14 protein-coding genes are annotated in these 11,932 nt (G+C 72.9%); 11 read left to right on the forward strand and 3 right to left on the reverse strand.

The window, feature by feature from the left end:
- Nucleotide 1: 1 nt before the first annotated feature.
- Both AVS7_RS22225 and AVS7_RS22230 read right to left on the reverse strand, forming a co-directional pair.
- Entirely contained in the window at nucleotides 2–811 is an 810-nt protein-coding gene (locus AVS7_RS22225) for an ABC transporter permease (protein ID WP_020230253.1), read from the reverse strand.
- A 99-nt stretch (nucleotides 812–910) separates the two neighbouring features.
- On the reverse strand, nucleotides 911–1,354 hold the full coding sequence (locus tag AVS7_RS22230) for a Cd(II)/Pb(II)-responsive transcriptional regulator (protein WP_020230254.1): 444 nt from the start codon (nucleotides 1,352–1,354) through the stop codon (nucleotides 911–913).
- A 40-nt stretch (nucleotides 1,355–1,394) separates the two neighbouring features.
- Between AVS7_RS22230 and AVS7_RS22235 the strand changes: the two genes are divergently transcribed.
- From AVS7_RS22235 to AVS7_RS22285, 11 genes are all read left to right on the forward strand, one after another.
- Nucleotides 1,395–3,416, forward strand: a complete 2,022-nt coding sequence (locus AVS7_RS22235; protein ID WP_020230255.1) for a cation-translocating P-type ATPase — start codon at nucleotides 1,395–1,397, stop codon at nucleotides 3,414–3,416.
- Nucleotides 3,417–3,559: 143 nt separating this feature from the next.
- Complete coding sequence (locus AVS7_RS22240; protein ID WP_020230256.1) at nucleotides 3,560–4,183, forward strand: YitT family protein; 624 nt, start codon at nucleotides 3,560–3,562, stop codon at nucleotides 4,181–4,183.
- 44 nt (nucleotides 4,184–4,227) lie between these two features.
- A complete protein-coding gene (locus tag AVS7_RS22245) occupies nucleotides 4,228–4,599 on the forward strand; it encodes a hypothetical protein (protein WP_024002106.1) in 372 nt (123 codons plus the stop codon).
- Between the two features lie 69 nt (nucleotides 4,600–4,668).
- A complete protein-coding gene (locus AVS7_RS22250) occupies nucleotides 4,669–4,974 on the forward strand; it encodes a hypothetical protein (protein WP_020230258.1) in 306 nt (101 codons plus the stop codon).
- Nucleotides 4,971–6,368, forward strand: a complete 1,398-nt coding sequence (locus AVS7_RS22255; protein ID WP_020230259.1) for a TolC family protein — start codon at nucleotides 4,971–4,973, stop codon at nucleotides 6,366–6,368. Before AVS7_RS22250 ends, AVS7_RS22255 begins: the two co-directional genes overlap by 4 nt.
- 1 nt (nucleotide 6,369) lies before the next feature.
- A complete protein-coding gene (locus AVS7_RS22260; RefSeq protein WP_020230260.1) occupies nucleotides 6,370–7,752 on the forward strand; it encodes a multicopper oxidase family protein in 1,383 nt (460 codons plus the stop codon).
- 17 nt (nucleotides 7,753–7,769) lie between these two features.
- Entirely contained in the window at nucleotides 7,770–8,264 is a 495-nt protein-coding gene (locus AVS7_RS22265) for a plastocyanin/azurin family copper-binding protein (RefSeq protein ID WP_024002107.1), read from the forward strand.
- A gap of 25 nt (nucleotides 8,265–8,289) precedes the next feature.
- The gene (locus AVS7_RS22270; RefSeq protein WP_024002108.1) at nucleotides 8,290–8,778 is read left to right on the forward strand and encodes a DUF411 domain-containing protein; all 489 of its coding nucleotides are present in this window, start codon (nucleotides 8,290–8,292) and stop codon (nucleotides 8,776–8,778) included.
- Between the two features lie 5 nt (nucleotides 8,779–8,783).
- Nucleotides 8,784–9,128, forward strand: coding sequence for a copper-binding protein (locus AVS7_RS22275; protein WP_024002109.1), 345 nt, complete (start codon nucleotides 8,784–8,786; stop codon nucleotides 9,126–9,128).
- Between the two features lie 138 nt (nucleotides 9,129–9,266).
- Nucleotides 9,267–10,271, forward strand: a complete 1,005-nt coding sequence (locus AVS7_RS22280; RefSeq protein WP_020230264.1) for a P1 family peptidase — start codon at nucleotides 9,267–9,269, stop codon at nucleotides 10,269–10,271.
- Between the two features lie 2 nt (nucleotides 10,272–10,273).
- The gene (locus AVS7_RS22285; RefSeq protein ID WP_034691359.1) at nucleotides 10,274–11,605 is read left to right on the forward strand and encodes a TAXI family TRAP transporter solute-binding subunit; all 1,332 of its coding nucleotides are present in this window, start codon (nucleotides 10,274–10,276) and stop codon (nucleotides 11,603–11,605) included.
- Nucleotides 11,606–11,607: 2 nt separating this feature from the next.
- On the opposite strand, the gene AVS7_RS22290 is transcribed toward AVS7_RS22285, so the two are convergent.
- A partial coding sequence (locus tag AVS7_RS22290; RefSeq protein WP_144425167.1) for a DUF1631 family protein occupies nucleotides 11,608–11,932 on the reverse strand: 325 nt, incomplete at its 5' end.

Genomic DNA, 11,932 nt, shown 5'->3' on the forward strand with positions numbered 1-11,932 from the left:
GTCAGTAGTAGTTGCCCATGAGCGAGGCGACTTCGATCAGCAACAGCACGGCGAACATGCGCGCCAGCCCGCCCAGCTCGGAATCGGGCTGCAGGGCCTGGCGCGCGTCGCCGCTTTCGTAGAGCCCGGCCGCCATGGGAATGAGCGCCACCGCCAGGCTGAAGAACACGGTCTTGAGCGCGAACACCAGCGTGATCTGCGGCGTGAACACCTGGCCGAACATGCGCGTGTAGCCGGGCAGGCCCGCGGTGTTGAAGCCGTAGACGCCCAGGTAGGCCACGGCCAGCGCCACCACGCACGACAGCGCCGCCAGCGTGATGCTGGCGTACACCCCGGCCACCACGCGCGGCATCAGCTCCATGCGCACCGGGTCGGCGCCCCGCTGGCGCAACGCCTCCAGGCGGCCGGACTGGCGCATCAGCGCGAGCTGCGTGCCGTTGGGGATGGTGGCGCGCATGGCCACGAACAGCGCGGCGGTGAGCGGGATCAGCTCCAGCACGAGCACGCGGATCACCATCTCCAGCGCATAGCGCGACAGGCCATAGCTCTGCGCCGTGACCACCACGATGCGCGTGATGACCAGGCACAGCAGCGCCGCCAGCACGGTGAAGCCCAGCAGGATGGGCGCCGTGTCCTGGTACATGTGGCGCGCCAGCCGCCAGCGCGTGGCGCGCGAGTAGCTGGAGGGCGAGAGCATCAGCACCATGACCACCGCACCCAGGTAGAGGATGCGCCACCACGCCACGGCCCAGCGCCGCGCCAAGCGCCAGGCGCGCTCGGGCAGGGGCAGGATCAGGGGGGCCGCGTTCATCCGCGCATCATAGGCGAGCCAGGGCATTCCCATGTATCAAAAAGCCCCGCAGCGCCCATCCACCAAGCGCAACCAGCTATTAATAGAATAGCAATGTAGTCACACATGGCGCCGTGCCAGCGGCGCGGGCGGCGGCACGGGCTCGGCGTCGGCGCGTGCGTGCAGCGCCTCGATCACGTGGCACTGCCCGCCCGTGCCGTCGCAGCGGCCGCGCAGCGCGCGCAGCTCCTGCTCCAGCGCGTGCAGCTCGGCCAGGCGCGTGCGCACGTGGCCCAGGTGCTCGTCCAGCGTGGCGCAGGCGGCGTGGCCGTCGGCGGTGCCGCCGGCATCCAGCGCGAGCAGCGTGCGCACTTCATCCAGGGACATGTCCATGGCCCGGCACAGGCGCACGAAGCGCAGGCGGTGCACCTCGTCGTCGCTGTAGAGGCGGTAGCGGTTGTCGGCCCGCGCCTGGGCGGCGAGCAGGCCCTCCTTCTCGTAGTAGCGGATGTTGGCGGCAGGCACACCCGACAGGCGGGCGGCGTCTCCGATACGGTGCTGCATGGCTTGACCTTCAAGCAACTTCAAGGTTTCCAATCATGGCATGACCCAAAGCCACTCCTCCCATCCCCCCCATTCCCCGGGCCACGCGCATGGGCACGCGCACGGCCACGAGGCCGCCGCATCTCCCGCCGCCGCCTGTGGCGGCTGCGCCTGCAGCGCCGGCGCGGGCCATGACGGCCACGACCACGGCGCCCTGCCCGGCTGGCCGCGCATCGCCGCGGCGCTGGCCCTGGCCGCGGGCGCCGAGGCCGCGCACTGGCTGCAGCAGGAAACGCTGGGCATGCTGCTGGCCGTAGCGGCCATCGCGCTCGCGGGCCTGGGGGTATACCGCGCGGGGCTCAAGGACCTGGCACGTCTGCGCCTGGGCATCCACGCGCTCATGGCCGTGGCCGTCACGGGCGCCTTCCTGATCGGGCAGTGGCCCGAGGCGGCCATGGTCATGGCCCTGTACGTGGCGGCCGAGCGCATCGAGGACGGCGCCATGGACCGCGCGCGCAACGCCATCCGCAGCCTGCTGGATCTCGCGCCCGAAACCGCCGACGTGCTGCAGCCGAACGGCACCGCCGTGCGCACGCCGGTGCAGCAGGTGCCTCTGGGCGCGCGCGTGCGCATCGCGCCGGGCGCACGCGTGCCGCTGGACGGCACCGTGGCCGAGGGCGAGAGCGCCGTCAACCAGGCCCCCATCACCGGCGAAAGCCAGCTGGCCGACAAGGCGCCGGGCGACCCGCTGTACGCCGGCAGCGTCAACCAGCACGGCGAGCTGCTGATGCAGGTCACCGCCCCGCCCTCCGGCACGCTGCTGGCGCGCATCGTGCACGCGGTGGAGCAGGCGCAGGCCTCGCGCGCGCCCACCCAGCGCTTCGTGGACCGCTTCGCCGCCGTCTACACGCCCATCGTCTTCGTGCTGGCCCTGCTGCTGGCGCTGCTGGCGCCGCCGCTGCTGGGCTGGAGCTGGCTGCAGGCCGCCTACCAGGCGCTGGCGCTGCTGGTCATCGCCTGCCCCTGCGCGCTGGTCATCTCCACGCCCGTGACGGTGGTCAGCGCCCTCACCTTTGCTGCGCGCCGCGGCATCCTCATCAAGGGCGGCAGCGCGCTGGAGGCCGCGCGCAGCCTGCGCGCCATCGCGCTCGACAAGACCGGCACGCTGACCACCGGCAGCCCGACCCTCGTCGACTGGCAGGTGCTGGGCGGCCAGGACGGCACCCATGGCACAGCCATTGCCGCCGCCGCATGGCAGCTGGCCAGCCGCTCCGACCACCCCGTGTCCCGCGCCATCGCCGCCGGCCTGCCGGCGCAGGAGGCGCACGGCGCGCAGGACGTGCGCGCCCTGCCCGGGCGCGGCGTGGAAGCCACCATCGACGGCCGGCGCCACGTGCTGGGCAACCTGCGCCTGGTGCGCGAGATGGGCCTGGCCGACGCCGCGCTGGAGCAGGCATTGCTGGCGCACGAGCAGCAGGGCCGCACCGTCACCTTGCTGGCCCGGGACGACACCGTGCTCGCCCTCTTCGCCGTGGCCGACCCGCTGCGCAGCCATGCGCGCGAAGCCGTCACCCAGCTGCAGGCTGTGGGCGTGCGCCCCGTGGTGCTCTCCGGCGACAACGCCGCCACCGTGCAGACCGTGGCGCGCGAGGCCGGCATCCAGGACGCGCGCGGCGGCCTGCTGCCGCAGGACAAGCTCGACGCCCTGGCCGCGCTGCAGCGCACCGACGGCCCCACGGCCATGACGGGCGACGGCATCAACGACGCCCCGGCCCTGGCCCGCGCCGACGTGGGCTTCGCCATGGGCGGGGCGCACAGCACCGACATGGCCATGGAGACGGCCTCCGTCGTGCTCATGAACGACGACCTGCGCCGCATCCCCGACACCGTGCGCCTCTCGCGCCGCGCCCACCGCGTGCTGTGGCAGAACATCGCGCTGGCGCTGGGCGTGAAGGCGGTGTTCTTCGCGCTGGCCCTCATGGGCCAGGCCACGATGTGGATGGCGGTGGTGGCCGACATGGGCGTGAGCCTGCTCGTCGTGACCAACGGGCTGCGCCTGCGGCGCTGGGCGGGTTCGAAATAGAATCGCCTCCTAGCGCTTACCCCACAAGCGCAAGCAGCTCTCCTTTCCATAGCATCCGGCGCCCCGGCTGCGGCCCGCCTTGATCCACCGCAAGGCAGGCCGCCGCCGCGCCGTGGTGCAATCGCGCGCCCGCAACACACGCCATGTCCTCCCGCACCGCCGCCGCTCCCGCCGCCGTTCCCCACTCCCGCACCGAGGACGCGGTGGCCATCGGCGTGGGCGTGACGCTGATCTCGGTGGGCGTGGCCTTCCTGGCCAGCGCGGGCCTGCTGACCGGCGGCATGGCCGGGCTGGCCTTCGTGCTGCACTACGCCACGGGCATCGGCTTCGGCAAGCTGTTCTTCGCGCTCAACCTGCCGTTCTACTGGCTGGCGCTGCGCAAGCTGGGGCTGGAGTTCACGCTCAAGACCTTCGCGGCCGTGGCGCTGCTGTCGGCGCTGTCAGAGCTGCAGGCGCAACTGCTGCAGATCAGCCAGCTCCAGCCGCTCTATGCGGCGCTCACCGGCGGGCTCATCATGGGCATGGGCTTCCTGGTGCTGTTCCGCCACCGCTGCAGCCTGGGCGGCGTGGGCATCCTGGCGCTGTACCTGCAGGACCGCTACGGCTGGCGCGCGGGCAAGGTGCAGATGGCCGTGGACTGCTGCATCGTGCTGCTGGCCCTGGCCACCGTGGAGCCGCTGCGCGTGCTCTGGTCGGTGGCGGGCGCCGTCGCGCTGAATCTGGTGCTGGCGATGAACCACCGGCCCGGGCGCTACATGGCGGCCTGACGGAGCTGCGGGAACTCCGCATCCGCGCCGGTATCATTCCCGCCATGCGCCGCGTTTTGTCCCTGGGTCTCGTCCTGCTGCTGGTCCTGCGCGGCCTGCTGGGCGACGCCATGGCCATGGGCGTGATGCCCGTGCCGGCCGTGCCCCAGGCACAAGCACAGCAGGAGCACCACGGCCACCATGCGGTGGTGGACAGCGCCGCTACCCATTGTGGCGACACCACGGCCGCCGCGCAGGGCAGCCATGCGGACCACCCAGCCGGCTGCTCGGCCTGCGGCATCTGCCACTCCGCCTTCTCGGCCGTGCACGGCGCCCTGCCCCACCTGCCTCCGGGCGATAGCACATTGCACCCGCACGGTAGCGCGCACTTCGCCAGCGCGCAGTCCGCCCAGGCCATCAAGCCGCCCATTTCCTGAGCATCGACACCCGAGGTGCGTCCGCCGCATGGCGGGCGCGCGCCCGTCCTTGTTCCTGGAGATGACCCCATGCGCACTGCGCACCTTCGCGCCGCCGCGGCCCTGGCCGCCGGCGCCCTCGCCCTGTCCGCCGGGGCGCAATCGCCTGCGCCCGCCTCTGCAGCCGACGCGCCCGCCGCGCCGCTGCGCCACGCGCCCCTGCCCGAAAGCGGCAGCGTGATCGCCGAGGCCGACGACTGGCGCGCCGCCAACGCCGCCGTCGCCGCCTTCCCGCGCGGCCATGCCGACATCGTGCGCTGGGAGGCCGCGCAGCAGCCCATTCCCCCTGCCGCCCCCGCCGCCCCCCACGACCACCACCACGGACACCAGCCATGAAGCGCCTCCTTCCCCTGGCCGTGGCGGCGCTGCTCGCAGGCTGCGCCAGCGTGGCCCCCGACGGCCTGCGCGGCGACGTGCAAGCCCATGTGCAGCAACGCCTGCCCACCGATGCCAAATTGCCGCCCACCGGCGCATCCACCCAGGCACAGGCCCGCGACCACATCGCCCAATGGCTGCGGCAGCCGGTGGACGCCGACACCGCCGTGCGCATCGCCCTGCTGAACAACCCCGGCCTGCAGGCCCGCTTGGCCGGGCTGGCCGCGCAGGACGCCGAGCGCGCCCAGGCGCTGACGCTGTTCAACCCCACGCTCACGCTGGGCCGCTTCACCAGCGGGCACGAGCGCGAGATCGAGCGCCAGGTCGGCTTCAGCCTCGCACAGCTCGTCACACTGCCCTGGCGCACGCGCTGGCACGGCTGGCAGATGGAGCGCGCCACGCTGGACGCCGCGCAGCAGGTGCTGCTGCTGGCGGCCGACACGCGCCGCGCCTGGCTGCGCGCCGTGGCCGCGCGGCAGACGCTGGCCGCGCGCGAGCGCATGCACGAAGCCGCCGAGGCCGGCAGCGCGCTGGCCCAGCGCATGGCGCGAGCGGGCAACTTCAGCAAGCTGCAACAGGCGCGCGAGATCGCCATCACCCAGGAGGCCGCCGCCCAGCTCGCGCGCGCCCGGCTGAACACGGCGCTGGAGCACGAACAGCTCGCGCGCCTGATGGGCCTGTGGGGCACGCAAGCCGCCTTCGCCCTGCCCGATGCGCTGCCCGCCCTGCCCGAAGCCAGCGGCCTGCAGGGCGGCCAGGACGCCGAAGCCACCGCCCTGCGCGAGCGCCTGGATCTGCGCGCGCTGCGCCGCGACCTGGACACCCTGGCCGACCGCAACGGCTGGGCCGGCCTGGGCGCGGTGCTGGGCGACGTCGGAGTCAGCTACAGCCGCGACACCACCACCGAGCGCGCCACGGGCCACGCCGACACCACGCGCGGCTGGGAGCTGGACATACCCCTGCCGCTGTTCGACTGGGGCGGCGCCGCCACCGGCCGCGCGCGCGCCGAGCTGCAGCGCGGCGCCGCGCAACTGCAAAATGCCGCCCTGCGCGCGCGCAGCGAAGCCCGCAGCCACTGGCTGCGCTACCGCACCGCGTGGGATCTGGCCCGCCAGCAGCAGGCCGAGGTGCTGCCGCTCGCACGCTTCATGCAGGACGAAGCCGTGCTGCGCTACAACGGCATGTTCATCAGCGTGTGGGATCTGCTGGCCGAGGCCCGCAACACCGCGCAGGCCGTGGCCACGGCCACCGAGGCGCAGCGCGACTTCTGGCTGGCCGACACCGACCTGCAACTGGCCCTCACCGGCACCTCGCCCGAAACATCGTCCGGTGTGGCATCCCCCGAAAGCCCCTGACATGAACCGCCGCAACTTCTTCTCCGGCGCGGCCACCGCCGTGGCTGCCGCCTCCGTCGGCCGTGCGGCCCTGGCCGCGCTGCCCGAGGCGCCCTCGCAATCCTCGGCCAACACCGCCGCGCCCTTGGCGCCGCCCAACGGCCGCCCCTACCGCCCCGTGGTCACGCTCAACGGCTGGACGCTGCCGTGGCGCATGAACGCCGGCGTCAAGGAATTCCACCTGGTGGCCGAGCCCGTGGTGCGCGAGGTCGCGCCGGGCTTCTTCGTCAACCTCTGGGGCTACAACGGCCAGAGCCCCGGCCCCACCATCGAGGTGGTGGAAGGCGACCGCGTGCGCCTCTTCGTCACCAACCGCCTGCCCGAGCACACCACGGTGCACTGGCACGGCCAGCGCCTGCCCAACGGCATGGACGGCGTGGGCGGCCTCACCCAGCCGCACATCCCGCCGGGCAAGACCTTCGTCTATGAATTCGAGGCACGCCGCCCCGGCACCTTCATGTACCACCCGCATGCCGACGAGATGGTGCAGATGGCGATGGGGATGATGGGCCTGTGGATCACTCACCCCAAGGGCAGGCACCCGCTGATCGCCGACGTGCAGCGCGACTACGCCTTCCTGCTCGCCGCCTACGACGTGGAGCCGGGCGCGATGACGCCGCGCGTGAACGAGATGACGGACTTCAACATCTGGACCTTCAACAGCCGCGTGTTCCCCGCCATCGACCCGCTGGTGGCGCGCCAGGGCGACCGCGTGCGCATCCGCGTGGGCAACCTGACGATGACCAACCATCCCATCCACCTGCACGGCCACGAATTCGAGGTGACGGGCACCGACGGCGGCCCGGTGCCCAAGAGCGCGCGCTGGCCCGAGGTGACCACCGACGTGGCCGTGGGCCAGATGCGCCAGGTCGAACTCATCGCCGACGAACCCGGCGACTGGGCCCTGCACTGCCACAAGAGCCACCACACCATGGGCGCGATGGGCCACGGCGTGCCCACCATGATCGGCGTGGATCACCGAGGCCTCGTCGGCAAGATCCAGAAGATCGTGCCCGACTACATGGTGATGGGCGAGCGCGGCATGGCCGACATGGGCGCCATGGAAATGCCGCTGCCCGACAACACCCACCCCATGATGACCGGCACCGGCCCCTTCGGCCCGCTGGAGATGGGCGGCATGTTCACCACGCTCAAGGTCCGCAAGGGGCTGGGCGCTGATGACTGGCGCGACCCGGGCGATTTCCAGCACCCCCCCGGCACCGTGGCGCGCGAATGGACCGGCGCGCCCGCCGATGCCGCGGCCCCGCGCCAGGCCCTGCCCGGCCAGGCCCCCGGCGCGCCCCGCGTGCGCAAGCCCGAGGGCGGCCACCACAACCACCATTGACTCCTGGAAGCCCTCCGATGAAAACTCTCAAATTCATAGCTGCTTGCGCTTTATGGGCGTGCGCTACAGCCAGTTTTGGCCATGAATCCGCCGCGCACGGCGGCCATGCGGCCCCGGCTGCCCTCGCCCCGCAGCAGCAGGACTGGGGCATCGCCGGCCAGGCTCGCGACGCGGGGCGCACCATCACCCTGCGCATGACGGACGACATGCGCTTCACGCCGTCGCACTTCAGCGTGCGCCGCGGCGAGACCGTGCGGTTGCGCGTGGAGAACCGGGGCCAGGTGCTGCATGAGGTGGTGCTGGGCACGCCGGCCACGCTGGACGCGCATGCCGAGGCCATGCGCCGGCACCCCGGCATGGAGCACGAGGAGCCCCACATGGCCCACGTGGCGCCGGGCCGCCAGCAGGACCTGGTCTGGCGCTTCAACCGCGCCGGCCGCTTCGACTTTGCCTGCCTGATCGCCGGCCACTACGAGGCCGGCATGCGCGGCACCTTCACCGTCACACCCTGATTTCATTCACCTCCGGAGTCCCCCCATGCACACCTTCCGACCCCGCCGCCGCCAATGGATGGCCGCACTCGCCGCCGGCATCGCCGGCGCCGCCCTGCCCGCCCTGGCCAGCGCACCCAAGACCGCCGTGGAGGTCTGGAAAGACCCGAGCTGCGGCTGCTGCCAGGACTGGGTCACGCACATGGAGCAGAACGGCTTCGCCGTCACCGTGCACGAGACGGGCAACGCCGCCGTGCGCGCCCGGCTGGGCCTGCCCACGCGCCTGGGCTCGTGCCACACGGCGCTGGCCGGCGGCTACCTGCTCGAAGGCCACGTGCCCGCGGCCGACGTGCGCAAGCTGCTCCAGCAAAAGCCCAAGGCCCTGGGCCTGGCCGTGCCCGGCATGCCCGTGGGCAGCCCCGGCATGGACGGGCCCGAGTACAAGGGCCGCAAGGACCCGTACGACGTGCTGCTGGTCACCAGGAACCTCATGAACAGCGACGTCTCCACCCGCGTCTTCACCAGCTACCGTTGACCGCCATGCCCTTGTTCCGCCCTCTTCTCGCGGCCATCGCGCTGCAGTGCGCCGCCGCTGGCGCCATCGCCCAGGCGCATGACGGCCATGACCATGCCGCGCCGCCCGCCACTGCGCCGCAAGCCCAGGAATGGTCCGACGGCGTCGTCACCCGCTGGGATGCCCGCACGGGCAAGGTCACGATCCGCCACGGCGAGATCAAGCCCCTGTCCATGCCGCCCATGACCATGGTGTTCACGCTGGAGGACCCGGCGCAGGGCGCCGCGCTCAAGCCGGGCGACGCGGTGCGCTTCCAGGCGCGCGACGCCGGCGGCGCGCTGGTGGTCACGCGCATCGAGGCGGTGCGCTGACTCGCTCATTCTTCGATAGCTGCTTGCGCTTGCCCCTCAAGCGCTGCAGCCTGATTTGACTCGAAACCCGCGACCTCTCCCGCCAGGCCGCGCGTCTTCGGCTATGGTTGCGCCTTCCTTCCACAGCACTGCCGCACCATGCCCCATCCCACCGACCACCGCTGCGGCGCGATCACCGACGTGCCCGGCATCGAGGTAGGCCATTTCACCGACACCCGCCGCCCCACGGGCTGCACCGCCATCATCGCCCGTGCGGGCGCCGTGGCCGGGGTGGACGTGCGCGGCGCCGCGCCCGGCACGCGCGAGACGGACCTGCTGGAGCCTGCCAACCTCGTGCAGCAGGTGCATGCCGTGATGCTCTCGGGCGGCAGCGCCTGGGGGCTGGACGCGGCCTCGGGCGCCATGCGCTGGCTGGAGGAGCACGGCGTGGGGCTGGACGTGGGCGCCGGCCTGGTGCCCATCGTGCCCGCCGCCGTGCTGTTCGACCTGCACGTGGGCGACGCGCGCGTGCGGCCCGACGCCGCCGCGGGCTACGCCGCCTGCGCCGCCGCCACCAGCGCGCCACCCGCCGAGGGCAGCGTGGGCGCGGGCACGGGCGCCTGCGTGGGCAAGGTCTTCGGCATGCAGCACGCCATGAAGGGCGGTGTGGGCAGCGCGTCCGTCACCGTGGACGGCGTGACGGTGGGCGCGCTGATCGCCTGCAACGCCGTGGGCGACGTGGTCGATCCCGACACCGGCCTCCCCCTGGCCGGCGCGCGCACCGAGGACGGCCGCGCCCTGCGCGACATCCGCCGCGCGCTGCTGCGCGGCGAGCCGCCGCACACGCTGCTGGCGGGCACCAACACCACCATCGGCGCGATCGCCACCGACGCCGCGCTCACCAAGGCCCAGGCCCAACGCCTGGCCGTGGCGGGGCACGACGGCCTGGCGCGCGCCACCAACCCCGCGCACACCCAGCTCGACGGCGACACGCTGTTCGCCCTGGCCACCGGCCGCGCCCCGCGCCACCCCGGCATGCTGGTGCTGGCCGCCATGGCGGCCGAGGCCGTGGCCCGCGCCACCGTGCGCGCCGTCCTGGCCGCACGCACGCTCACCACGGCCGAGGGGCTGGTGCTGCCCTGCCACGCGGACCTGGCGCGCTGAGCATGGGACGCATGTCGCGCCGCCTGCGCACCCTGCTGCTGTCGCTGCGCGACCTGCTGGTTTCCGCCGGTCCGCTGGCCTTGCTGGGCGTAGGGCTGGCGGTCGCGGCCTACTGGTGGCTCAATCCCACGCCGCCGCGCAAGGTGGTGCTGGCCACCGGCCCCGCGCAGAGCGCCTACGAGACCTTCGGCCAGCGCTACCGCGATGCGCTGGCGGCCAACGGCATCGAGGTGGAGTTGCTGCAAAGCGACGGCTCCTCGTCCAACCTGCAGCTGCTGCGCGAGGGCCGCGCGGACCTGGCCTTCGTGCAGGGCGGCACCGGCGAGCTGCGGCCCGAGGACAGCGATGCGCTGGTCTCGCTGGGCAGCTTGTTCGTCGAGCCCATCTGGCTGTTCTACCGCGAAGGCGTCGCGCGGCGCATCCAGCCCGCGGGCCAGCAGGGCGGCCTGCACCGGCTGCACGGCCTGCGCGTGAACGTGGGGTCGCCCGGCAGCGGCGTGCCTACGCTGATGGAGCGGCTGCTGGAGGCCAACCACGTGAGTCCCGGCGCGCTCACGCTCACGCAGATGGAGCAGACGCCGGCCACGGTGGAGTTCCTCGCGGGCCGGCTGGACGCGCTGGTGTTCGCCTCGGCCCCCGAGTCGCTGATGGTGCAGATGCTGCTGCAGACCCCTGGCGTGCAGCTCATGGGCTTCGCGCAGAACGAGGCGTACAGCCGGCGCTTCCCCTTCCTCACGCCCGTGCTGCTGCCGCGCGGCGTGGTCGACCTGGCGGCCAACGTGCCGCCGCGCGACGTGCGGCTGGTGGCCTCCACCACCTCGCTGCTGGCCCGCGAGGACACCCACCCCGCGCTGCTGCAGCTTTTCGCACAGGCGGCGCAGACCATCCACGGCGGCGCGGGCTGGTTCAACCGCGCGCGCGAGTTCCCCAACACGCGGCACGCCGAGCTGCCCATCGCCAAGGAGGGCGAGCGCGCCATCAACGAACCCGCGCCGCTGATGCAGCGCTACCTGCCGTTCTGGATCGCCAACCTCGTCGAGCGCATGTGGCTGGTGCTGGGCCTGCTGCTGGCCGTGATGCTGCCGCTGTCGCGCGTGGTGCCGCCGCTCTACCAGTTCCGGGTGCGCTCGCGCGTGTTCCGCTGGTACGGCCACCTGCGCGAGGTGGAGGACGACCTGGAGGCTGCCCGCGCCACGCCCGAGGAGCTGCGCGAGCGGCTGGACCGGCTGGAGGCGCAGGTGGAGAAGGTGAGCGTGCCGCTGTCCTATGCGGACGAGCTGTACGCGCTGCGCAACCACATCCACCTGGTGCGCAAGCGCCTGCCGCGCACGTAGGCTCAGCGCGCCTTGGGCTTGGACCTGCCGCCGCTCTTCGCGTCGCTCAGGGCGCGCGCGACCACGGGCTGGGAGGACAGCAGCTTGAACGCTCCCTCCGCCGCCAGCTTGTCGATCATGCGCCGCGTCATGGACTGCGTGCTGCCATCGGCCCCGGTGAACAGGAACAGCGTGTTGTGCGGGCTGCACCAGGTGAGCTGCGTGCGCACCACGCGCTGGTTGTTCACCACCTCCACCCACTGGCCCACGCGCAGGACGGGGCCCGCCACAGCAGGCTCGGCCGGGGCGGGTTCGGGCACTTGCGGCTCCGCGGGGGGGGGGGGGGCC

Origin of the sequence: Acidovorax sp. MR-S7 (assembly GCF_000400995.2) — a bacterium.
Classification (GTDB): Bacteria; Pseudomonadota; Gammaproteobacteria; order Burkholderiales; family Burkholderiaceae_C; genus MR-S7.